The 22,968-nt window shown below is 39.0% G+C and carries 18 protein-coding genes; 13 read left to right on the forward strand and 5 right to left on the reverse strand.

The genetic code is table 11. The features are described from left to right. Positions 1–2: 2 nt before the first annotated feature. From C9J35_RS16210 to C9J35_RS16240, 7 genes are all read left to right on the forward strand, one after another. The gene (locus C9J35_RS16210) at positions 3–626 is read left to right on the forward strand and encodes a TVP38/TMEM64 family protein (protein ID WP_107925299.1); all 624 of its coding nucleotides are present in this window, start codon (positions 3–5) and stop codon (positions 624–626) included. Between the two features lie 169 nt (positions 627–795). After that, positions 796–4,305: a helicase-exonuclease AddAB subunit AddB gene (gene addB / locus C9J35_RS16215; RefSeq protein ID WP_107925300.1), complete on the forward strand. Its 3,510-nt coding sequence runs from the start codon at positions 796–798 to the stop codon at positions 4,303–4,305. A gap of 1 nt (position 4,306) precedes the next feature. Beyond that, entirely contained in the window at positions 4,307–8,020 is a 3,714-nt protein-coding gene (gene addA / locus C9J35_RS16220; protein ID WP_107925301.1) for a helicase-exonuclease AddAB subunit AddA, read from the forward strand. Between the two features lie 105 nt (positions 8,021–8,125). Continuing rightward, positions 8,126–9,295 carry a DUF418 domain-containing protein gene (locus C9J35_RS16225; RefSeq protein WP_107925302.1) on the forward strand — a complete coding sequence of 390 codons (1,170 nt, stop codon included), beginning with the start codon at positions 8,126–8,128 and terminating at the stop codon, positions 9,293–9,295. A gap of 108 nt (positions 9,296–9,403) precedes the next feature. Continuing rightward, positions 9,404–10,306 (forward strand): fumarylacetoacetate hydrolase family protein, encoded by a 903-nt coding sequence (locus C9J35_RS16230; protein ID WP_107925303.1) that lies wholly within the window; start codon positions 9,404–9,406, stop codon positions 10,304–10,306. Positions 10,307–10,441: 135 nt separating this feature from the next. Next, positions 10,442–10,810 (forward strand): YisL family protein, encoded by a 369-nt coding sequence (locus C9J35_RS16235; RefSeq protein WP_054768179.1) that lies wholly within the window; start codon positions 10,442–10,444, stop codon positions 10,808–10,810. Positions 10,811–11,110: 300 nt separating this feature from the next. Further along, positions 11,111–12,580 carry an alpha-amylase family glycosyl hydrolase gene (locus C9J35_RS16240; protein ID WP_107925304.1) on the forward strand — a complete coding sequence of 490 codons (1,470 nt, stop codon included), beginning with the start codon at positions 11,111–11,113 and terminating at the stop codon, positions 12,578–12,580. Positions 12,581–12,633: 53 nt separating this feature from the next. Here the strand turns inward: C9J35_RS16240 and C9J35_RS16245 are convergent, their stop codons facing one another. Further along, positions 12,634–13,491, reverse strand: a complete 858-nt coding sequence (locus C9J35_RS16245; protein WP_054768178.1) for a DegV family protein — start codon at positions 13,489–13,491, stop codon at positions 12,634–12,636. Between the two features lie 81 nt (positions 13,492–13,572). Beyond that, on the reverse strand, positions 13,573–14,382 hold the full coding sequence (locus C9J35_RS16250; protein ID WP_107925305.1) for a Cof-type HAD-IIB family hydrolase: 810 nt from the start codon (positions 14,380–14,382) through the stop codon (positions 13,573–13,575). A 124-nt stretch (positions 14,383–14,506) separates the two neighbouring features. Here C9J35_RS16250 and C9J35_RS16255 point away from each other — a divergent pair, with 124 nt between their 5' ends. Then, complete coding sequence (locus tag C9J35_RS16255) at positions 14,507–15,271, forward strand: prolyl oligopeptidase family serine peptidase (protein WP_107925306.1); 765 nt, start codon at positions 14,507–14,509, stop codon at positions 15,269–15,271. A gap of 53 nt (positions 15,272–15,324) precedes the next feature. After that, positions 15,325–15,633 carry a metal-sulfur cluster assembly factor gene (locus tag C9J35_RS16260; protein WP_054768177.1) on the forward strand — a complete coding sequence of 103 codons (309 nt, stop codon included), beginning with the start codon at positions 15,325–15,327 and terminating at the stop codon, positions 15,631–15,633. 109 nt (positions 15,634–15,742) lie between these two features. On the opposite strand, the gene C9J35_RS16265 is transcribed toward C9J35_RS16260, so the two are convergent. Then, positions 15,743–16,429 carry a Crp/Fnr family transcriptional regulator gene (locus C9J35_RS16265; RefSeq protein ID WP_107925333.1) on the reverse strand — a complete coding sequence of 229 codons (687 nt, stop codon included), beginning with the start codon at positions 16,427–16,429 and terminating at the stop codon, positions 15,743–15,745. Positions 16,430–16,697: 268 nt separating this feature from the next. On the opposite strand from C9J35_RS16265, the gene C9J35_RS16270 reads away from it, so the two are divergent. Further along, a complete protein-coding gene (locus C9J35_RS16270; RefSeq protein ID WP_107925307.1) occupies positions 16,698–18,824 on the forward strand; it encodes an ATP-dependent Clp protease ATP-binding subunit in 2,127 nt (708 codons plus the stop codon). A gap of 59 nt (positions 18,825–18,883) precedes the next feature. Here C9J35_RS16270 and C9J35_RS16275 read toward each other — a convergent pair whose 3' ends face one another. Further along, positions 18,884–19,078, reverse strand: coding sequence for a YjzD family protein (locus C9J35_RS16275; protein ID WP_054768176.1), 195 nt, complete (start codon positions 19,076–19,078; stop codon positions 18,884–18,886). 770 nt (positions 19,079–19,848) lie between these two features. On the opposite strand from C9J35_RS16275, the gene C9J35_RS16280 reads away from it, so the two are divergent. The 3 genes from C9J35_RS16280 to C9J35_RS25180 all read left to right on the forward strand — a co-directional run bounded on the left by C9J35_RS16280 (position 19,849) and on the right by C9J35_RS25180 (position 22,640). Further along, positions 19,849–20,787, forward strand: coding sequence for a beta-ketoacyl-ACP synthase III (locus C9J35_RS16280; RefSeq protein ID WP_107925308.1), 939 nt, complete (start codon positions 19,849–19,851; stop codon positions 20,785–20,787). A gap of 30 nt (positions 20,788–20,817) precedes the next feature. Next, entirely contained in the window at positions 20,818–22,059 is a 1,242-nt protein-coding gene (gene fabF / locus C9J35_RS16285; RefSeq protein WP_107925309.1) for a beta-ketoacyl-ACP synthase II, read from the forward strand. Positions 22,060–22,427: 368 nt separating this feature from the next. Further along, the gene (locus C9J35_RS25180; RefSeq protein WP_010858102.1) at positions 22,428–22,640 is read left to right on the forward strand and encodes a YuzI family membrane protein; all 213 of its coding nucleotides are present in this window, start codon (positions 22,428–22,430) and stop codon (positions 22,638–22,640) included. On the opposite strand, the gene C9J35_RS16295 is transcribed toward C9J35_RS25180, so the two are convergent. Further along, complete coding sequence (locus C9J35_RS16295; protein ID WP_107925310.1) at positions 22,637–22,957, reverse strand: immunity protein CdiI family protein; 321 nt, start codon at positions 22,955–22,957, stop codon at positions 22,637–22,639. The genes C9J35_RS25180 and C9J35_RS16295 overlap by 4 nt on opposite strands. Positions 22,958–22,968: the final 11 nt, after the last annotated feature.

Raw genomic sequence — 22,968 nt, forward strand, 5'->3', positions numbered from 1 at the left:
TAATGAATGAATGGTTTACTATAGAAAATATTGAGCATGTTGCAGCCGAATATCGAACGTTTGGTCCGCTGATTGGTTTGTTATTGCCCTTTATAGAGGCATTCTTACCTTTTTTACCATTGGTCGTATTTGTTGTAGCAAATGCAAGTGCGTTTGGCTTATGGTTTGGTTTTTTATTGTCATGGCTTGGCTCAGCGGCTGGCTCGTATGTAGTTTTTTTGCTCGTCCGTCATTTTGGTAAGCATCCAAAGCTCCGTTTTATAACGGGCAGTAAAAAGGTGGAAAAACTGATTAAATGGGTAGATATGAATGGAATTAGCCCGTTGTTTGTATTGCTGTGTTTTCCTTTTACACCTTCCGTCATTGTCAATATAGTAGCAGGACTATCTCACATTCATAAAAAGTTTTATTTAGTAGTGCTGTTAGCAGGTAAATTTGTCATGATTTTAGGAATGAGCGTGCTCGGCTATGATTTAAAATCGTTACTGACAAGTCCAGTACGACTAATTATAGCTGGTCTAGCGATTGTCGTGCTATGGTGGATTGGTAAGCTGATTGAGAAGCGATTGAATGCTCGAGTAGAAAGAGATTTGAAGCAAATGCGAAAATTGCCGAAAAATGAATAACGATGTAAGTTGAATATGCACATCTAGCCCCTTGTATCATGTAAAATGGTAGAAGGGACTTTTTTAATTTTAATAATATAGCCTTAGGTGATGACACGAACATTGATGTGACAGCTACATTAACACCAAGGCATCATGAATATTTATCATAAAGCAGGGGGAAAAGTGAATGACATTGCGTATTGTTTCAGGACGTGCTGGTACAGGAAAATCAGCGTTTATTCATCAGGAAATTGTTGAGCAATTAAATACAGATCCGTTAGGATATCCGATTTTTATTATTGTACCTGACCAAATGTCTTATTCAACGGAGTATGAGCTCACGAATAAGCATGGCTTGCAGGGTCTAATTCGTGCGCAGGTTATGACGTTTAAACGTTTGGCATGGCTTGTCCTGCAGGAAACAGGTGGTATTGCTCGTAAAGAAGTAAACGGCTATGGCTATCGGATGCTCATTCGCAAATTACTTGAGGAGCAAAAAAGCGAATTCTCGTTATTTCGACAAGCTGCTGGCAAGAGGGGCTTTACTGAAGAAATTGAAACATTATTACGTGAATTTAGCCGCTATAGTGTAAATAGTACGGTATTGTCTGAGGTAACAGCATCTTTGAAGGCCGTTGACGCACCAAACACATTACAGGCAAAAACCAATGACCTACAGATAGTATTACAGGCTTTAGAAGATCGACTTGGCACGACTTATGTCGATAGTGAGGGTTATTATCCGATTTTAACGGAACAACTGAAACATTCAGAGACTATGAATCAAGCAACGATCTATATAGATGGCTTTACGGCATTTACGGTACGAGAGTTAGAGCTTGTGAAAGAACTGCTAAAGGTGACGAAGCACGTAACCGTAGTGCTACCTTTTGAGCATGTAGAGGAAGCTAAAGATGAGCAGGCACTATTCAATGAAGCAGCGTCGACGAATCAGCGCCTAATTGATATTGCGCAAGACGAAGGGATTGAGGTTGAAGCGCCATTGCATTTTATCAAAACGCGTCGTTTTCAATCCGAAGATTTGCGTCATATAGAAGCAGAATTTACAGAAATGGTGCCACAGGCAAAAAAAACAAGTGGAGATGTAATGGTATTAGAGGCTTCAAATCGACGTGCTGAAATCCACGCCATTGCCCGGGAAATAACAAAGTTGACAAGGCAAGACGGCTACCGATATCAGGACATTGTGCTACTCTATCGCCAGGCAGATGTATATGACCCACTGATTTCAACAATTTTCCAGCAATATGACATTCCGATCTTTACGAATACTAAAAAAACGATGTTACATCATCCGTTGATTGAATTTAGTCGTTCAGCTTTAGAAGTTTTTACATCTAATTGGAAGTATGAACCTATTTTTCGTAGTGTGAAAACAGATCTGTTTTTCCCGTTACATGCTGAGCGAAGTGTGTGGCGTGAACGAGCTGATCGTTTAGAGAATTACTGTTTGGCACAGGGAATTTATGGAGAACGTTGGTTTGAAGAATCTCGCTGGTTCTATAAAAAATATCGAGGTCTTGAGTTTCATTCGCGCACGCAAACCGACGAAGAACGTGCGATGCAGGCAGAAATCGAGGCAATTCGTGATGATATACGACAACCATTAAAAGTTTTTCATGACAAGCTTATACGAGCGAAAACCGGAAGAGATGTAGCGACGGCACTATTTGAGCTGATTGAAGAAGTACAAGTATATGACAAGCTCCAGTCTATGAAAGACAGAGAGTTAGATAGAGGTGATGCACTCGCTGCAAGTGAGCACAATCAAGCCTGGAACGAATGGGTTGCAGTTTTGGATCAGTTTGTTTACATGTTTGGCGAACAGGAGATGTCTGTAGAGGAAGCAGCAAAAATTTTAGATGAAGGTTTTGATACATTAGAATTTTCTCGTATCCCTCCAACACTTGATGAAGTAATGGTGGCAACAGTCGATTTAGCTCGATTATCTGACATAAAAATTGCTTTTGTTCTCGGCATGAATGATGGTATTTATCCAACGAGATTAGATTATGAAGGATTGCTCTCTGATACCGAACGAGAATGGTTCACTCAGATTGGCTATGAACTTGCACCTACTTCAAAAAACCGATTATTACAGGAGAACTTTTTATTATATCGAGCATTGACAACACCTTCTAACAAGCTATATATGACATATCCAACGGCAGATGAAGAAGGTAAGGCATTATTAGCATCATTGTATATCAAAAAAATTATTGGAAATGACAAAACAGTAGGTTTATTAAGTGGCGTAATGGTCCAACGTGTCGTTATAGATCCGATTGAATTATTAGACGACAACGTGCTGCCCTATTTACGTCATCCACGTACAGCGTTAGCACATTTAATGGTGCAACTACGTCAGGCGGAACATAGCCGTGAGCTTGCTCCAGAATGGCTAGCTTTACAGAAATTCTATGAGCTAGATCCTTATTGGTCATTAATATTAGGCAGGGTTATGCATCCAATCTCACATAAGAATGAAGCACAACCATTAGAAACTTATATTACCCAAGAGTTATACGGTAAACAACTAACATCAAGTGTATCGCGTGTGGAGAAATACTTCCGCTGTCCATTTTCACATTTCACAACGTACGGCTTGCGGTTAGAAGAACGAGCTGAGTACCGATTAGAAACATTTGCAATGGGCGATTTATTTCATGAGGCATTAAAATGGATAACAGAGGAGACACATCGTCAACAGCTTTCATGGATTCGATTGTCAAAACAGCAAATTCAGCAGCTAGCAAGACAGGCTGTCGAGCAAATTGTACCAGTATTCTCACATCAAATTTTATTATCTAGTGCGCGTTATCGTTACATTCAGCGTAAACTTATCCGCATTGTGGAGCGCACAATGACCGCACTAACTCAACATGCCAATGTTTCCCATTTTAAACCGATTGCCATCGAAGCATCATTCGGACCAGGGCAACACGAGCAACTACCTGCGCTTGAAATTGATTTAACAGGTGGAAAGAAAATGTTTATGCGAGGACGCATTGATAGGGTTGACAGTGCTTCATTTGATGATCGCTCCTATTTACGAATTGTCGATTATAAGTCATCGAGTCGTGATTTAGATTTAAACGAGGTGTATCATGGACTGTCCTTGCAAGTATTGACATATCTAGATGTGGCGATGGAAAATGCCTCGTACTGGCTACAAGGAGATGCTGAACCAGCAGGCGTCTTATATGTCCATGTCCACAATCCGATGTTAAAGCTTGATAAGGATTTGGGCCATAGTGAAATTGAGGAAGATCGTTTAAAGCAATACAAGATGAAGGGCCTTTTAACCGAAAATCCAGAGGCGATTTTATCCATGGACGAGCAACTTGAGGAAGCAAGTGGACATTCACAAATTATTCCAGTCTATATGAAAAAAGATGGTACCCCATCGGAATCACAATCGCGTATTGTGCCTGTGAATGATATGAAAAATATACAGCATTTTGTACGTCGTAAGCATCAAGAGGCAGGAAATGGAATTTTAGCGGGTGATACGGCAATCAGTCCGTATAAATTAAAAACGAAAACGGCCTGTGATTATTGTCAATTTGCATCTGTTTGTCAATTTGATCCGTCTGATGGCAAGCAAAGTTATCGGCAGTTACCGCAGGCAAAGCCGATAGAGGTGGTAGAGAAAATTCGGAAGGAGTTGAATTAACATGGTGCAGCAAATACCAGTGAAACCAGACAATGTCACTTGGACTGACGATCAATGGAAGGCGATTTATGCAAGTGGGCAGGATACACTTGTGTCAGCGGCAGCTGGTTCTGGGAAAACAGCGGTACTTATTAATCGCATGATTGAAAAGGTCGTAGCGAACGACAATCCTATCAATGTTGATGAGCTATTAGTCGTGACGTTTACAAATGCTTCTGCTGCTGAAATGCGTCATCGAATGGCGGAGGCGCTAGAAAAGGCGATTGCAGAAAATCCAACGTCACAACATTTACGAAGACAGTTAAGCCTTGTTAATAAGGCACAAATTTCAACTTTACATTCCTTTTGTTTAGCCATAGTCAAACAATACGCCTACATGCTAGATATTGATCCGGGCTTCCGTATTGCCAATGAGGCAGAGGTAGCATTACTACGAGATGACATTTTGGCAGAGGTGTTAGAAGCTGCATACGATGTTGAAGACGAATCTCAAATCCATGCTATCTATCGCCTTGTCGATAGTTTTACATCAGATCGTGATGATCAGGCCATTGAAACACTCATGAGCAAGCTTTATGATACTTCTCGTGTTCATGCTGAGCCACAAAAATGGCTACGTAGTCTACCGAAGGCATATGAACTTGCAGATGATGTCACAATTGATGATTTAGAGTTATCAAAATATGTAAAATTAACAGTGAAGCATAGCCTTGAGGAAGCTTTTGTTTTAATTTCTGAAATGCGTGCTATTACATTACAGCCAGAAGGCCCTGCACCTTATGCTGAAACCGCAGAAATTGATTTTGCTATGATTCAAGAAGGAATTCGTATAAGTCGTGAAGGAACGTGGCAGGAATTATTTGATTTCTTTTCAACTGTGAAGTGGTCAACATTAAAGCGGGTGGCGAAGGATGCTTTAGTGGATGTTGATTTACAAGAACTTGCCAAGAAAAAGCGTGATGCTGCCAAAAAAATTATTAATAAGCTTAAAGAAACATACTTTGTACGCACACCTGCACGTTTGCTTGAAGAAATACGGCTCATGGCCCCTACCATTGCCACATTGGTCGAGTTGACAAAAGTGTTTAGTGAGCAATTCCGTCTAGCAAAATTAGAGAGGGGCATTATTGATTTCTCTGACTTAGAGCATTTTGCATTACAAATACTAACTGAAAATATAGATGGTAAACTACAACCGTCTCCAGTTGCATTAGATTTGAAAAAACGTTTTAAAGAAGTACTTGTCGATGAATATCAAGATACAAATATGTTACAAGAAACAATCTTACAGCTCGTGAAAACTGGCGACGAGCTGGACGGTAATCTTTTTATGGTTGGTGACGTTAAACAGAGTATTTACCGCTTCCGCCTTGCAGAGCCAAAGCTCTTTATGAGGAAATATGGGGAGTTTATTGAGCATCCTGAGGTGACCGGCATGCGCATTGATTTGAATGCGAATTTTCGTAGTCGTAAGGAAGTGCTGAACGCAACAAATTTTGTTTTTGCTCAAATTATGGGAGTTCGTGTTGGTGAAATACATTATGATGAAAACGCTTCGTTAAAGCCTGCAGCGCCATATGATGCAAAGGAAGTCCCTGTTGAATTGGTCGTTTTACATCCACCAATTGAAGAGGCAAGCGATGACGAAGCAGAGGATATAGTCAACGAAGCATTTGAACTAGAAGAACTAAAAAAATCACAGTATGAAGCCCGCTTTATTATTGAACGTATCCAGCAAATGATGGAAGAAGGCACAACTGTATACGACACAAAAACACAGACAGAACGACCGTTAAAATATAGTGATATTGTTATTTTAATGCGTTCGATGACTTGGTCAACGGATTTAGTGGAGGAATTTAAGCTCGCTGGAATTCCCCTTTATGCAGAATCATCAAAGGGCTATTTTGATGCGCTTGAGGTCATGATTGTACTCAACACTTTGAAGATAGTAGATAACCCCTATCAAGATATTCCATTAGTCTCAGTCCTACGTGCCCCGTTCGTGGGCTTATCTGAAAATGAGCTGGCAAAAATCCGTTTAGCAGAGCCCAAAGCGCCTTTTTATGATGCATTGAGACAGTTCATTCGTAGCGAAGGTTATGGCGTACAATCTACTACGTTTGAAAAGCTGCAACGTTTTATGTTGGCATTTGAGAATTGGCGTGATTTAGCACGTCGTGGTTCGCTGTCCGATTTAATTTGGAAGATTTACTTAGATACGCATTATTATGAAATGGTTGGGGCCATGCCTAATGGCAAACAGCGTCAAGCAAATTTACGTGTCTTACATGATCGTGCATTAATGTATGAGAAAACGGCATTTCGTGGGTTATTCCGCTTTCTACGTTTTATTGACCGTATGCGCACACGCGGAGATGATTTAGGAACAGCGAAATCTATAGGTGAAAAGGATGATGTTGTGCGCCTTGTGACAATTCACTCATCCAAAGGGCTAGAGTTCCCTGTCGTTTTTGTCGCTGGTATGGGCCGTCCATTTAATAAAATGGATTTTCACAATCCCTATTTATTTGACCAAGATTTTGGACTTGCTGTGAAAGCGATTGATCCAGATGATCGTATTACTTATACCTCATTGCCCTTTTTAGCGATGAAAGAGAAGAAAGAGCTTGAAATGCGTGCTGAAGAAATGCGTGTGCTGTATGTAGCGATGACACGTGCTAAGGAACGACTGATTTTAGTTGGCTCCGTAAAAAATTGGGAGAAAACGCTCGATAAGTGGCAGGATGCACAAAGTTTGCCCATAGATGCACCATTACAGGAATATCTACGTGCTCGTGCAAATAGTTATTTTGATTGGTTAGGACCAGCAGTGGCAAGACATGCGGATTTTGGGCCACTCTCGACAATGATCTATAAAGAGCGAGAGGACGCTTCACGTTGGTGGGTACGAGCGATCGAAACAAGCTGTTATATGTATGAGACATTCGCTTTAGAAGATGAAGTTCAGCAAATGTTAGAAACATCAGAGGATACAGCATTGTTTGCAGAAATTTCAACCCGTTTCCAGGCACAGTACCCGTACCAAAAATCTACAAAAAAACACTCAAAAACATCTGTTAGTGAAATTAAACGTTTAGAAAATTTACAACGTCAACAAGAGCCCGAGTATTTTTTTACAGTACCAAACAAGCAACAGTCTGCGCTAGCACCTAGACCAACTTTTTTACAGGAAAAACAGATGACTGGTGCTGAAATTGGAACAGCTGTTCACACTGTCATGCAGCATGTGCCACAGTATGGTTTTACGCATTTACAGGAGGTCGAAAGCTTTGTTGCTGATTTAGTGGTAAGACAACTCTTAACTGAGGCAGAGGCTAAGGTCGTCCCATCTGCGAAAATTTTGAATTTCTTTTCAACAGCCATTGGCCAACGTTTTAAAAATGCGAAGCAAATACGTAGAGAAATGCCGTTCACGATTAGTCGCTTGGATGAAGACGGTGATGCGCAAATCGTCCAAGGGATTATCGATTGCCTGTTTGAGGATGCAAATGGCGAATGGGTATTACTTGATTATAAAACAGATCGTATTCAATCTCATTTTGCAGAGGAACCAGCATTATCGAAGGAACTATTAGGGCGTTATGGTGTGCAATTACGTGTCTATAGTGAAGCTATTGAATCTATCTTGCATATAAATGTGGGCGACAAAGTATTGTACTTATTCGACAATGAAAGGGCATTACACGTATAAGGCAACCTTACCATGAGAAAAACAGTCCATACTAAAAAGTAATGGGCTGTTTTTTCACTATGGAGTAATATTAAGGGAAGTGTATAGGAAAGAGGAGGCAATTTTGTGGATTTAAAACCAACAATGTTGCAGGAACGTATCGCAACATTAGATATTTTACGTGGGATAAGCTTACTAGGTATTTTACTCGTCAATATGTATGCTTTTTATTTGCCGATGCCATATATAGATTTGGCGTCTTGGTTTACGACACCATCTGATATGGTTTGGCAGCAAAATTTAGATATTTACGTTCAGAGTAGCTTTTACCCATTGTTTGCCATGTTATTTGGCTATGGTCTAGCCATGCAGTGGCAAAAAGCACAAAGTCGTGAGCAAAACTTTTATGGCACTGGCTTACGCCGATTAGTTGTATTATTTATGTTTGGCTTTGTACATGCAGTACTTATTTGGTGGGGTGATATATTAATGACCTATGCGTTTTGTGGCGTCTTTTTGCTATTATTACTTCGTCTACATCCAATTTGGTTATTGTCTATAGGAATAATTATTAATGGTTTCATGCATGTTTTTATGCTGTTTATAGTAGGCTATATTAACTTCAATTCGCAAATTGATACGTATTTAAACATTACTGCGGTAGAAAAAGCGATAACGGCATATGGAGCAGGTAATTGGCTAGATGCCTTTATGCAACGTTTATCAGACCTATCAGAACAGGCTGGGGTTGGTATGTGGATTGCTTCATTATTCACCATCTTACCGTATATGCTTATTGGTGCGGCGGCTTCTAAATGGCGTTTAGTGGAGCGAGCGAAGGAGTTAAAATGGCTGTGGTTGGCGTTAGCGGTAGTAGGATTAGTGATGGGGATTTTTGTGAAGAGTATACCTGTTCTAAATACACGTACGTATTTACTGGAATACATCAAGGTTTATATGGGTGGGCCGATTTTATCGGTCGGTTATATCGGACTTATTGTCTTACTTTGCATGATTCCACTTGTACCAAAGATGCTTAGTCCATTTGCAAAAATTGGTCGCATGTCGTTAACTATGTACATATTACAATCCATTATTGGGACATGCTTATTTTATCAATTTGGGTTTGGCTGGTATGGAAAAGTCAGTGTCGCAACAGGTGTGTTAATCGCCATCAGCATAATTGTTGTACAAATGGTTTTAGCTGAAGTTTGGCTTTCCAAATGGAAGCAGGGCCCGTTAGAAGCAATTTGGCGTAAATTAACGTATAAAGTGAAGCCGGGGGACACCCATTAGTTACCAAATAGCTGGAGTTTTTACGCAGTAATAAAATGTTATCGCAAAATTAAGGTAATTTAGGTCATATTGTTGTATCATGTAGAAAAAAGAAGGAGCTCTTAAATCATGAAAATTTTATCATTCAAATTAGGTGGACATGTAAGTTTTGGACCGAAAGTAAAAAAAGAAGAAGCAGTATGGGATGTACTCGCTATTCAAAATGAACTTCAAGTTCTCCCTTCTTTTTCGAATTCAATTGTTGATGGCATTGCTCTAGGCTTTGATTTTGTTGAACAGATTCGTAAATTAGTAGAAGCAGCTGAAAAATCACAACGCGCAGAAAGCTTCAAACGTGAATTTACAGTGATTGAATGGCTATCGCCAATTCCACGTACACCAAAAAATATAATGTGTATCGGTAAAAATTATAATGAGCATGCAAAAGAAATGGGCGCAGAAGCAGCTCCAACAGATCTAATGGTATTTACAAAATCACCAACTGCTATCGCTGCTGATGGTCAAACGATATCAATTCATGCAGACCTTTCATCAAAAATGGACTATGAAGGGGAACTGGCAGTCGTTATTGGTAAACGTGGAAAAAATATTCCTAAAAATTTAGCTTACGATTACGTGTTTGGCTACACCATCGCAAACGATATTACAGCACGTGATTTGCAAGATAAACACAAGCAATACTTCTTAGGCAAAAGCTTGGATGGGACATGCCCACTAGGACCATACCTTGTCACAAAAGATGAAATTCCGAACCCTCAAGATTTAACTGTCGTAACAAAAGTTAATGATGAGGTTCGCCAAAACGGTACAACACAAGATATGATGTTCTCTGTAGAAAATTTAGTATCCATCCTATCTCAGCACGTAACATTAGAGCCTGGTGATGTTATATTAACAGGAACGCCAGCAGGGGTTGGAAAAGGCATGAACCCACCACAATTTTTAAAAGCGGGTGATACTGTGAAAGTATCTATCCAAGGAATTGGTACATTAGTGAACCACTTCGAATAATTGTTGAAATCCGTGTGAGCCTATGCTCCGCGGATTTTTTTAGTATATTTGGTGAACGCAATTGTAATAATTGAAACCATTTCCAGCTCATGATAGGATAGAGTTTGATAGAAAAAGAATGAGGTGGGGACACGAATGGATTTTTTAACAAATACAACACATTTACACATTACGACGTGGGTAGTTGGTATCGTAATCTTTTTCATTGCAGCGCTTAATGGCAAGCAATCGAAAGGCTTACATATGGTATTACGATTATTTTACATTTTAATCATCATTTCTGGCGGTGCATTATTTATCCATACAATGGGTTATGGACAAGGTATGTTATACGGCTTCAAATTCATCGCTGGTATTTTAGTCATCGGTATGATGGAAATGGTATTAGTTCGCCAAAAGAAAAACAAACCAACTGGCATGTTCTGGGGATTATTTGCGGTATTTTTATTCGTAACATTGTTCTTAGGGTTCAAATTACCAATGAACATCAATTTCCTTGCATAAGTGCTCGTAAAGGTCGTGAAGTTTTTGCTTCACGGCTTTTTAGTGTGTAAAAGAAACTATACGGTAAGGTGACAAGCTTAAACGTAGGTTACAGGTGGGGGAAGCGTTGAGTAACCCAATAGAGCGCAGTTAACCGTCCTTTGTTGTTTATGCTCACGTTTGCATGCGAAAATAACTCAAGTTGACACCTTTTTGCCGTAATTCATTTTTCAATTTGGGAAAATATTTTGAAATGATAGCGACGGTACAGTTTTATTTGGTAAAATGACGATGGATTGGTTTGAAAGAGAGGGAATAAAAGTGAAATTTAAGAAGTGGATAAGTGCGACAGCTGCATCGCTTTTACTGGCGACTTCATTCTTAGGAACACCAGCAGTGGCACATGCAGAAGAAGGACCAGCAAGAACGATTGCACAAGAAAGCATCTATGATTTACTCGTTGACCGTTTCTTTAATGGTTCGGGCACTAACGATATTGATACAAATACGCAAGACCCTTCGAAATTTGCAGGAGGGGACTTCACTGGGCTACAAGATAAATTAAAATTTATCGGAGAGATGGGGTATACAATCGTCTCCATTGGGTCGCTTTTCGCTACTGAAACGTATGATGGCTCGATGCCAACAAGCTATACAACGTTAGAAGAGCATTTTGGGACAGCAGAAGAATTCCAAAGTGTAATTGAGGCCTATAAAGCGAAGAACATGTCAATCATGGTTGATTTTCCACTTAACAATGTGAGTCCAAATCATGAGTGGGCGAAGGACGTGGCAAAACAGGACTGGATTGCCTCTACCAATAATGGACAAGTACAATGGGATTTAACCAACAGTGATGTACAAAATGCGCTAATAGAGGCTGCAACTGAATTTGCCTCTACATATAATATTGGTGGTATTCGTTTAACAAATATTGCTGATGCAGATACTCAATTTATCAATGCGCTAATAGAGGCTTTAAAAGGCACGAAAGAATCATTTTATGTAATAGCAAATGAAGAAAGTGATGCAAATTTTGATACGAATTTCTCCCCTGCAACAGCAGATATTTACCGCAATATCTTTAAAAATGTGGATATGGATTCTTCAAAGCTAATGGAGCCCTTATCAGGCGAGAAACCAACGCAGATTATGATTGATTCTCTTCAAACACATCGTTTTACATTTGATTCTGCGAATGAAAATATGTTCCCACCAACCCGATTAAAGATGGCGTTGGGTGCATTATTTATGTTACCTGGAGTACCAGTTGTACAGTACGGTTCAGAGATTGCGATGAATGGAGAAGCAAAACCAAATACACATCAACTTTACAATTTCAAAACAGATGAAGAGTTGATTGATTACGTAAAAAACGTGCAATCTTTAAGAAATCAATCTGCAACATTACGTAATGGCGATTTTGAGGTTATTACAAATGAAGATGGTCTACTTGTATTTACAAGAACATCGGATGAAGAGCAATGGGTCATCATGGTAAATAATACAAGTAAAACTCAACGCGTTGATTTAACACCCGATCAGTTAGGTGAAGGTAAAATGTTAAATGGTATTTTGCAAGAAGAAAAAGTTCGCATTAATGAAAAAGGCGTATATCCTGTTATTTTAGACCGAGAAATCGTAGAAATTTATCAGGTTAGAGAAGACAAAGGATTAAATGTTCCATACATGGTGGCGCTTGGATTAGTGTGGTTACTATTTATAGGATTTGTAGTAGTTATCATTAAACGAGGTAAAAAACGTCGCATGGAACAAGACGCTACAAAATAACAAATAAAAATCCCTCCAATTGCCTTTTGGGCGAACATGGAGGGATTAATAAATTATGCTTGGTAACTTTTATTGGTAAAGAAAATAGCAATTGTACCCGGGCCGACATGCGAGCCGATGACTGAACCAATCATCGTAATTTGAACTGCTTTTGGCGCGAAGCGGTCCTGGATGGCTGCTTTTACTTCGTTTGCAAAGACAGGGTCATCACTATGACTAATGCCGACAATTTTATCGGAAAAATTACCACCGCGTTCTTGCATCAATTCTAACATACGTGCAATGGCCTTTTTACGGCCACGTGATTTTTCAATTGGTACAAGCTTGCCGTCTTCAACATTTAATATTGGCTTAATACTAAGGAGCCCACCAAGAAATGCACTAGTCTTAGATACACGGCCACCTTTTGCAAGATAGTCTAAATCTTCTACTGTAAATAGGTGCTCCATCTGTGAAGCAAGAGCAGTTAATTTTGTTTCAAGTTCCTGCAATGAGGCACCCGTATTACGAAGTTGAACCGCTTCTTCAATCACTAAACCGTGGCCAAAGGAAGCACATTTAGAATCAATGATTGTCAGTTTCAGCGATGGATATTGTTCAAGTACTTGATTGCGAATCATCATAGCCGTACCATATGTACCTGATAATTCCGATGAAAAGGCGATATAAATGCCTTCTTCGTCGTTTTGTGCTAGTTCTTCGAAATGTTTAAGGAAGAGCTCTGGTGACACTTGTGACGTTTTTGGGTGGGCACCTTGTCGAATAGCATCGTAAATTTCCTTACAATCAATCGCAATGACGTCATCGTACTCGCTGTCATTTAAATGCACGCGTAATGGAAGGAGTACGACATCATTCTCTTCATAGTAAGACTTCGGTAAATCACATCCACTATCAGTAAAAATTTTCATTATCTTGTCCCCCTAAATAAACTGTCTTCCTCCAAATTTAAACTGTAAAAATTGGAAAGTCAATTTGAACTTACTACTTAATTATGATAATTTCAAGCGTTCAATGAGTATTTTAGCAATACCATCTTCGTTATTAGTCGTTGTAATTTCATTGGCAATATTTTTTAAAGACGCAATACCGTTGCCCATAGCTACACCGATACCTGCAAAATCAATCATTTCTAAATCATTGTCTTCATCACCAAAAGCAATAATGCGCTCACGTGGGATGCCTAAATCTTTTGCAACATGTGAGATTCCTACGGCTTTATTTAAACCACGACGGACAATCTCAATAATGTGTAGTGGTGCACCCCAACGACGATGTTCGATAACTTCTGCATGAACTGCTTGTAAATGGTCACGGATAATCATGGAATTGACTTCATTTGCTTGTATCAGTAAACTTGTTGGATTTTCCTGCAAATGAGTTGATAAATCACCTAATGTAATTTTGGGATTGCCCATGTTAAAAATATTTAAAATCCGATCGTCCTCTGTATGGACATAAATATCATCAATTACCTCAGCAATAATATTTTCATATTCATAACTATTGACTGAATCGACGACATCTCGCACAACGCCTAAATCAATTGGTGTATGCATCGTTTGCCAAGCAGTATTTTTTGGATGGTGAACGTAAGCACCATTAAAATTAACAATGGGCGTTGTTAGACCGAGCTCATGATAATAAATATCGCTAGCTCGATAAGGACGACCTGTGGCAATCATCACCTGATGTCCTTGTTCTTTTGCCTGCAATAATGTTTTTTTAGTTTTCGCTGAAATTTGTTGTTGGTCCGTTAATAACGTCCCGTCTAAATCTAAAACAATTAAATGCGGTTTCATAGCATGTTGCCCCTTTCCTATATGTTAGAATAGTATCTCTTTGTCATCAACTCGTCAAAATTTTGTCATGTAGAAAAAAGTTTGCTAACATAAAAAGAAGAGACAAAAGTTGGGAGTGACAAAGATGTTTACAGAGAGAGAAGTGTGGGGAAGTATTCCGTTATTACATATACATACAGACGATATGAATGAAGAAACCCCAGTCGTGATTTTCTTACACGGTTTTATGAGTGCGAAAGAACATAATCTACATTATGCATATCAGTTAGTCAATAAAGGGGTGCGTGTCCTATTACCAGATGCGAAATTACATGGTGATCGAAGTGAAGACTTAACAGAAATGCAAATGAATTCACACTTTTGGGATATTGTCTTAAATTCTATTCACGAAGTCGAACAATTATATAATGAGCTAAAGAATAAACAACTATTAGTAAATGATAAAATCGGTGTGGCTGGGACTTCGATGGGTGGAATTGTTACTGCAGGTTGCTTAAAGCTTTATGATTGGATTCAAACCGCTGCAATATGTATGGGTGCACCTTGTTTTATAGAATTAGGCGCTTATCAATTACAGCAGTTTGCAGAAAGTGGTTTAAATTGGCCGATGTCAGACGAAGAAGTTCGAAAAACGAATGAACTTTTAGCGAAATATGATATAAGCTTAACACCAGAAAAATTTGCACAACGCCCGATATTCTTCTGGCATGGTAAAAAAGATAAAACTGTGCCATTTAAAGATACGTATACGTTCTATTTAAAATTACGAGCGTATTATGAAAAAAATCCTGAAGATTTGAATTTCTTCGTCGATAATCAGGCTGGTCATGCCGTGACACGTGAAGGCATGTTAGCATCGACTGAATGGCTTGCGCAGCATTTGGCATAATAAGTAGCATCTGCTATGATGAAGTTAACACTGTGATGGAAGGAGAAATACAGATGGATCAAGATATGAAAGACAGCATGTTAGGTGCATTAGAAAATGTAATTGACCCTGAGCTGGGTATTGATATTGTCAACTTAGGATTAGTATATGATGTTGAATTAGATGATGAGGGCTTAGCAACAGTCACAATGACGCTAACATCAATGGGATGCCCACTTGGCCCAGTTATTGTTGACCAAGTAAAAACAGCATTAAGTGAACTACCAGAAGTGAAAAGTACAAATGTTAACATTGTGTGGAATCCACCTTGGTCAAAAGACAAGATGTCCCGATACGCGAAATTGGCATTAGGTGTACGTTAAGTAAACTTTAGCACAAGGCGTATGTCGCTAACTAAAGTACAAAATAGAGTACAGTAAAAACAAATTCCCACTTGCACAAAATGCAGGTGGGAATTTGTTATATATCGGATTAATCGATACGGCAAATTTGTAATGGACAACTTTCACAGGCGATTTCATCTTTTAGAAATTGTAGATCATGAATTGTAATATAGCCTTTTTCAAAGGATAAAATATTATGCTTTTTTAAATCATTGAGCATGCGATTTATCATTTCTCTACTTGTTGCGCATAGACTAGCAATTTCTGAATTTGTTAATGGAAAATCGATAAAAATCGTACCACTTTCTAAAACCTTGCCATAGGTGTTAGATAAACGAATTAACGTTGAAAATAAAGCACCTTTCTTACCATTCAACACTAGATCACGCAAACGGCTTTGATGTTTTAAATTTTCAGTTTGTAGCCACTTTAAGTACTCAACCATTAAAGACGGTTGCTCCAATAATAACTGCTCCAACGATTTACGGCTAAGGACGTATAACGTAGAGGGCTCTAATACTTTTGCAGTCATGGCGTGATAAGTTAGGTTACAAAATAATGAACCTTCCCCGATAATACTATCAGGACCACAAATTCGTACGGTTAATTCTTTTCCACTTTCAGTTTCCTGACTAATCGAAATGGCACCAGTTTTAATATAATATATTTCTTTTGCACGTTCGCCTTCTAAAAAAATTTTACTTTCCTTATTCACTTTTATAAAAACGCCGTGTTTTTGAAAAAGAGCATGAATTTTTTCTTGATTATCATCCATTAGTACCATAAAAACACATCTCTTTCTATTTGTAATAAGTGACCGTATTACAAAAGAATGGTGATTAATCATTCCGATATATTAAAACAACGAAACATAACCTCATTATAACGTAATCTATCCTGTGTAAGGGAAAAAAATTTAGAGCTTATTTTTTGCTAGGTCTTGTCGGTTGTTGTAAAATTAAGTTAGTCAAAAAAGGTCAAACATTTTTCTCTGAAATTGTGGATGCAATTATGCCAAAGATATTTGAAAAGGAGTGCTAACGATGCAATTTCAACAAACAGATAATAAAAAACCATTAGAGCAATTTGGACGTAATTTAGTGGAAGAAGTAAAAAACGGCAAAATGGATCCAGTTATTGGCCGTGATGAAGAAATTCGCAATGTTATTCGTATTTTAACGCGAAAAACTAAAAATAACCCAGTATTAATTGGTGAACCCGGTGTCGGTAAAACGGCAATTGTAGAAGGGTTGGCTCAGCGCATTGTGAAAGGCGATGTACCAGAGGGGTTAAAAGAATGTGTATTGTATGAGCTAGATATGAGTGCATTAATAGCAGGGGCAAGTTATCGTGGACAATTTGAAGAACGATTAAAAGGTGTATTAAAAGAAGTAAAAGAATCACAAGGGCGTATTATTTTATTTATCGATGAAATTCATACGATTGTTGGTGCAGGAAAAACAGACGGTGCAATGGATGCGGGAAATATGTTAAAGCCGATGCTCGCTCGAGGTGAATTACATTGTATCGGTGCCACAACGTTAGACGAATACCGTATGTATATTGAAAAAGACCCGGCTTTAGAACGTCGTTTCCAACAAGTGCTTGTGCGCGAACCATCCATTGAAGATACTGTATCTATTTTACGCGGCTTAAAAGAGCGCTTTGAGTTACATCATGCGGTACGTATCCATGACCGTGCAATTGTGGCGGCAGCGCAGCTTTCAAATCGCTATATTACAGAGCGCTTCCTTCCTGATAAAGCAATTGATTTAATAGACGAGGCTTGTGCGATGATTCGTACAGAAATCGATTCCATGCCACAAGAATTAGATGCAGTGACACGACGTATTATGCAACTTGAAATTGAAGAGCAAGCATTACGAAAAGAAAAAGATGAGGCAAGCAAAAAAAGACTGGAACAATTACGCGATGAGTTAGCTAAATTAAAAGAATCCTCTGAAGGTATGCGCAAGCAATGGGAAGCAGAAAAAGAGGCGCTCCATGGCATTCAGAAAAAACGTGAAATACTCGACAAATACCGTCGTGATTTAGATGAAGCTGAAAGTAAATATGATTTAAATAAAGCGGCAGAATTACGTCACGGTAAAATCCCGACCCTTGAAAAAGAAATTCAAGAGATGGAAAAACAATTAGAAGAGGGGACAGAAGTACGTATTTTGCGCGAGGAAGTAACGGCGGATGAAATCGCATCTATCGTGTCTCGTTGGACAGGTATACCTGTTACAAAATTAGTGGAAGGTGAGCGTGAGAAATTACTGCGTTTAAAAGATACGCTACATGAACGGGTTGTAGGGCAGGAGACAGCTGTTCAACTTGTGACGGAAGCGGTATGGCGTGCTCGTGCAGGCATTAAAGACCCTCATCGTCCGATTGGTAGCTTCTTATTCCTAGGACCAACTGGTGTTGGTAAAACTGAGCTAGCAAAGGCACTAGCGGCACAGTTATTTGATTCAGAGGAGCATTTTATCCGTATTGATATGAGTGAATATATGGAAAAACATAGCGTATCACGCCTTGTTGGTGCACCTCCAGGTTATGTTGGCTATGAAGAAGGTGGACAATTAACAGAGGCTGTTCGCCGTAATCCATATTCAGTTGTATTACTTGATGAAATTGAGAAGGCTCATCCGGACGTAGCCAATATATTACTGCAAATTTTAGATGATGGTCGCATTACGGATAGTCAAGGTCGAATGGTCAACTTTACAAATACAGTCGTGATTTTGACTTCTAATATCGGTTCTAGTTATTTAATGGAAGCAAAAAAAGATGATGCAGCAATTGAGGACTTAGTTATGACAGCGCTGCGTCAGCATTTTAAACCAGAGTTATTAAATCGTATGGATGATATTATCCTGTTTCATGCTTTATCTGATGAACATTTCACAGCCATTGCTTGGAAATACGTAGAACAGCTTGTCAAACGGGTAGCGGAACAGGAAATTACATTAGCAGTAGAAAAAGACGTCATTGCTTGGGTTGTAGAACAAGGTGCAGATGCACAATTTGGTGCACGACCATTAAAACGTTTCGTGCAACGTTATATTGAAACAGCTGTGGCAAAGGAATTATTACGTGGGGAAGTATTACCTGGAGACACATTGCATGTGAAAATACGTGATGGTCACTGCGTAGTTGAAAAATAATAGAAAAAAAGAAAAAAACCTGTTTCGCTTGAGGCGATACAGGTTTTTTAAGGATTTGATTAATGATGGTCTGCAGCGTCTGGCGTTGGCTCGTTTGGAATGATTGCACCAATTACGAAAATTAGTACTGAGAACACAACTGAAATGATAGCACCTGTTTGGAAATCAAATGGTACACCAAGTACAGAACTTACTACATAGTTTAACATTGAAACTAGTAGGAATGACCATACAAATGTAACGATATATTGCATTAATTTCACCTCAACCGAACTTTTTAAAAGCATAAGTTTTACTACATATACATTATCATATCATAACATAAGACGAAAAAAAAAGAACCTTTTACGATAAAGTGGACATTAATCGGTGGTATACTCTCACTGCCGCCAATTGGTTGATACAATAGGGCGAATACAAATGCCCAATCAACCATCGGAACCCTTGATTATTCTATGTTTTGAAGTGAAAGACTTAGCATTAGTGAATAGAAAAGAAACATGGCGAATTTGTCACAACAATGTGACCAAATAGTATAACGAGAGTACTGAAAAAGTCCATAAAATGAATTTTAGCCATGGCTTTTTCTTCGATTTCGTTGCGCCGGACGCTTTCTTGGGGGCGAACCTTGAGCCACATCGTTGCTAACGCTCCTGGAGCCTAAGCAGATTATCAATTTTACATCAAAAAATAGCTTTTCACTTTTGAGACAGCCAAAGAGTGTGAGTGTAGACAAACTTGGCATAATCGAGTTTGCCTACACTCTTTTTTTAGAAATTACAAAAAGAGGATTGGTTAACGTGAACACACGGTCTCCATTTATTATGTCGCATCTATATTTATAATTTTATCCATAAATACGTTGCTTTTTAGCATGGCATTGTTAAAGTACATAAGCCTAAGCACTTGATAACACTAGCTTTAAAGCATAAATTGTAATTCATCTTGCACCCTTCCTTCATTATGCGTTATAATTATGACCAGTTACTAATAATTGATAGTAAGAAAGCAGAGGGGTTGCTATATGAACGCAGGTATTATAGGGTTAGGCAGATACGTTCCAGAAAAAGTCGTTACGAATTTTGACTTAGAAAAAATTATGGACACGTCGGATGAATGGATTCGAACTCGTACAGGAATTGAAGAACGTCATTTTGCTGAAGAGAATCAGGAGACTTCGGATCTGGCAGTAGCTGCTGCTAAAGATGCTATTGCGAAAGCAGGTATTACGCCTGAGGAGATAGGACTAATACTTGTAGCAACTGTAACACAAGATCAAAATTTTCCAAGTGTAGCATGTATGGTTCAGGAGCAAATTGGTGCAGTAAATGCAGCGGCGATGGATCAGGCAGCGGCTTGTGCAGGATTTATATATAGTTTAGTGACAGCCAAGCAGTTTGTAGAAACAAATGCTTATAAATACGTCTTAGTAGTAGGTGTTGAAAAGCTGTCGAAAGTGATTAATTGGGAAGATCGTAATACGGCTGTATTATTCGGTGATGGTGCAAGTGCTGCTGTTGTTGGGCCGGTTTCAGAAGGCAGAGGGATTTTATCTTTTGAGCTCGGAGCAGATGGAACAGGCGGAAAAAATCTGTGTTTAACACAGCAACAGACGATTGCCATGAATGGCCGTGAAGTTTTTAAATTTGCAGTACGCCAAATGGGTGAATCTGCTTTGAATGTGTTAGATAAAGCTGGTTTAACAAAAGAAGATGTGGATTTCTTAGTGCCACATCAAGCGAATATACGTATTATGGAGTCTGCACGTGAACGTCTCGACTTACCACTTGAAAAAATGTCGAAAACGATTCACAAATATGGTAATACATCGGCAGCATCTATTGGAATATCATTGGTAGAAGAGCTTGAAGCAGGTAAAATAAAAGATGGTGACTTACTAGTACTTGTTGGTTTTGGCGGTGGCTTAACTTGGGGTGCCGTTGCAATGAGATGGGGAAAATAATAACGATAAATGCTTGAGGGGAGTAAGACAATGAGTAAACGACGAGTAGTAATTACAGGAATTGGCGCAGTTACACCACTAGGAAATAGCATCGAAGAAACATGGGCAAACATTAAAGCTGGAAAATCTGGTGTTGGGGAGTTAACACGTTTAAACAAAGATTTATTCGCAGCTAAAATTGCCGCAGAAGTAAAAGACTTTGATATTGAAAAGTATATTGAACGTAAGGAAGCCCGTAAAATGGATCGCTTTACGCATTATGCACTTGCAGCTTCCATCATGGCTATGGAGGACGCACAGCTTACAATTGATGAAGAGCTAGCACCGCGCGCAGGCGTGTGGATTGGCTCTGGTATCGGTGGAATGGAAACGTATGAACAGCAGTTTTTAACGTTCCAAGAACGTGGAGCAAGACGTGTAAGTCCATTCTTTATCCCAATGATGATTCCAGATATGGCATCAGGTCAAGTGTCTATCCATTTCGGAGCTAAGGGTATTAATTCTTGTTCTGTAACGGCTTGTGCATCTGGCACAAATTCAATTGGAGATGCTTATAAAGTAATTGAACGTGGCGACGCAGATGTTATGATTTCAGGTGGTGCAGAGTCACCAATCGTCACAATGGCAGTTGCAGGTTTCTGTGCAAATACAGCATTGTCTTTAAATACCGATGCAACAACCGCTTCACGTCCATTTGATAAAAACCGCGATGGCTTTATTATTGGTGAAGGTGCAGGGATTGTTATTTTAGAAGAGTATGAGCACGCGAAAGCTCGCGGAGCAAAAATTTATGCTGAAGTGCTTGGCTACGGCTCAACTGGTGATGCTCACCATATCACTGCTCCAGCACCAGAAGGTGAAGGCGCAGCACGTGCGATGAAACAAGCATTAGCTGATGGAGGTGTAGAACCTTCACAAGTTGGCTATATTAATGCACACGGAACAAGTACACCTTATAATGATTTATTTGAAACACAGGCAGTAAAATCAGCCTTTGGTGAACATGCTTACAAACTGGCAATGAGTTCTACAAAATCAATGACAGGTCACTTACTAGGGGCAGCTGGTGGTGTCGAAGCGATTTTCACAGCGCTTGCGTTAAAAGAGGGGATTTTACCACCGACAATCAATTTAACAGAGCCAGACCCAGAATGTGATTTAGATTATGTGCCAAATGAAGCCCGAGATGCAAATATCGAATACGCGATGAGTAATTCTCTTGGATTTGGCGGTCATAACGCTAGCCTACTATTTAAAAAATGTGAAGAATAATCAAAAACGTTAGCCTATAGGTAAACTCTGTAAAGATTGAGTTTAGCTATAGGCTTTTTTATTGCGCGACGAACTGCTAGCGCTTCGAGCATGAGTTTGGCTCATTCTTATGCAGAAATCTCGTTGTTTCTTCTATTAAACAGTTTAGAGTGGAATGTTCGTTTACGTACTCAGTTTATTGAAGTTTAGAGTGACCGCCAGCTGAACGCCCTGTCAGCAGTGAAATCACCGTTCTTATGCATCCCGATTATGAAAAAAAGCCTGTAACCAAATCTGAAATTCTTCAAGTTTGTCTACAGGCTGACGTATTTTTTATTCACTTTGAGAATAGATGATAAATAAGAAGAAATAGAAAGGATGCCGTCTACTTGTTCCGTCTCTTTTTATTTTTAATGAGCTATGGCTTAATGATACTTTCAATAGGAAATCTCATATTGTACTTGAATTACCGCACACTCGGTTATTCATGGTCCGTTGTTTTTAAGTTTATGGTTCATACAACGGAATTTTATTTGGCAATCGGAGCCTGCATTGTGTTATGCGGTGTTGTGCTTGACTTTGGTTTTGAGCGAACATCCTAATCTAAAAGATACGGAGAGAAAGTCACTTTAATTCCTAGTTCAGTTGCTACCTGTTGAGCCAAAATTGTACCTTGCTCATCATGTTTTTTTGCCAAATGTTCCATACCTTCAATGAATGAATCTGTTTCAAGATTAATCCATTCACCAAAGTTACACATCCATGATGTTAACTCAGTTAGCAAATGTTCATTTAATGGAAAGTTCTCTAATTCTAAATTGGCAAGACACTGACCACACCATAGAGGATCAGCACCAAAGTCACCTTCTAAAATAAGTGTTTGTATTGGCTTTTTACAAAGTTCGCATAGCATAGACATAGACAAACCTC

Source organism: Lysinibacillus parviboronicapiens (assembly GCF_003049575.1).
Classification (GTDB): Bacteria; Bacillota; Bacilli; order Bacillales_A; family Planococcaceae; genus Lysinibacillus; species Lysinibacillus parviboronicapiens.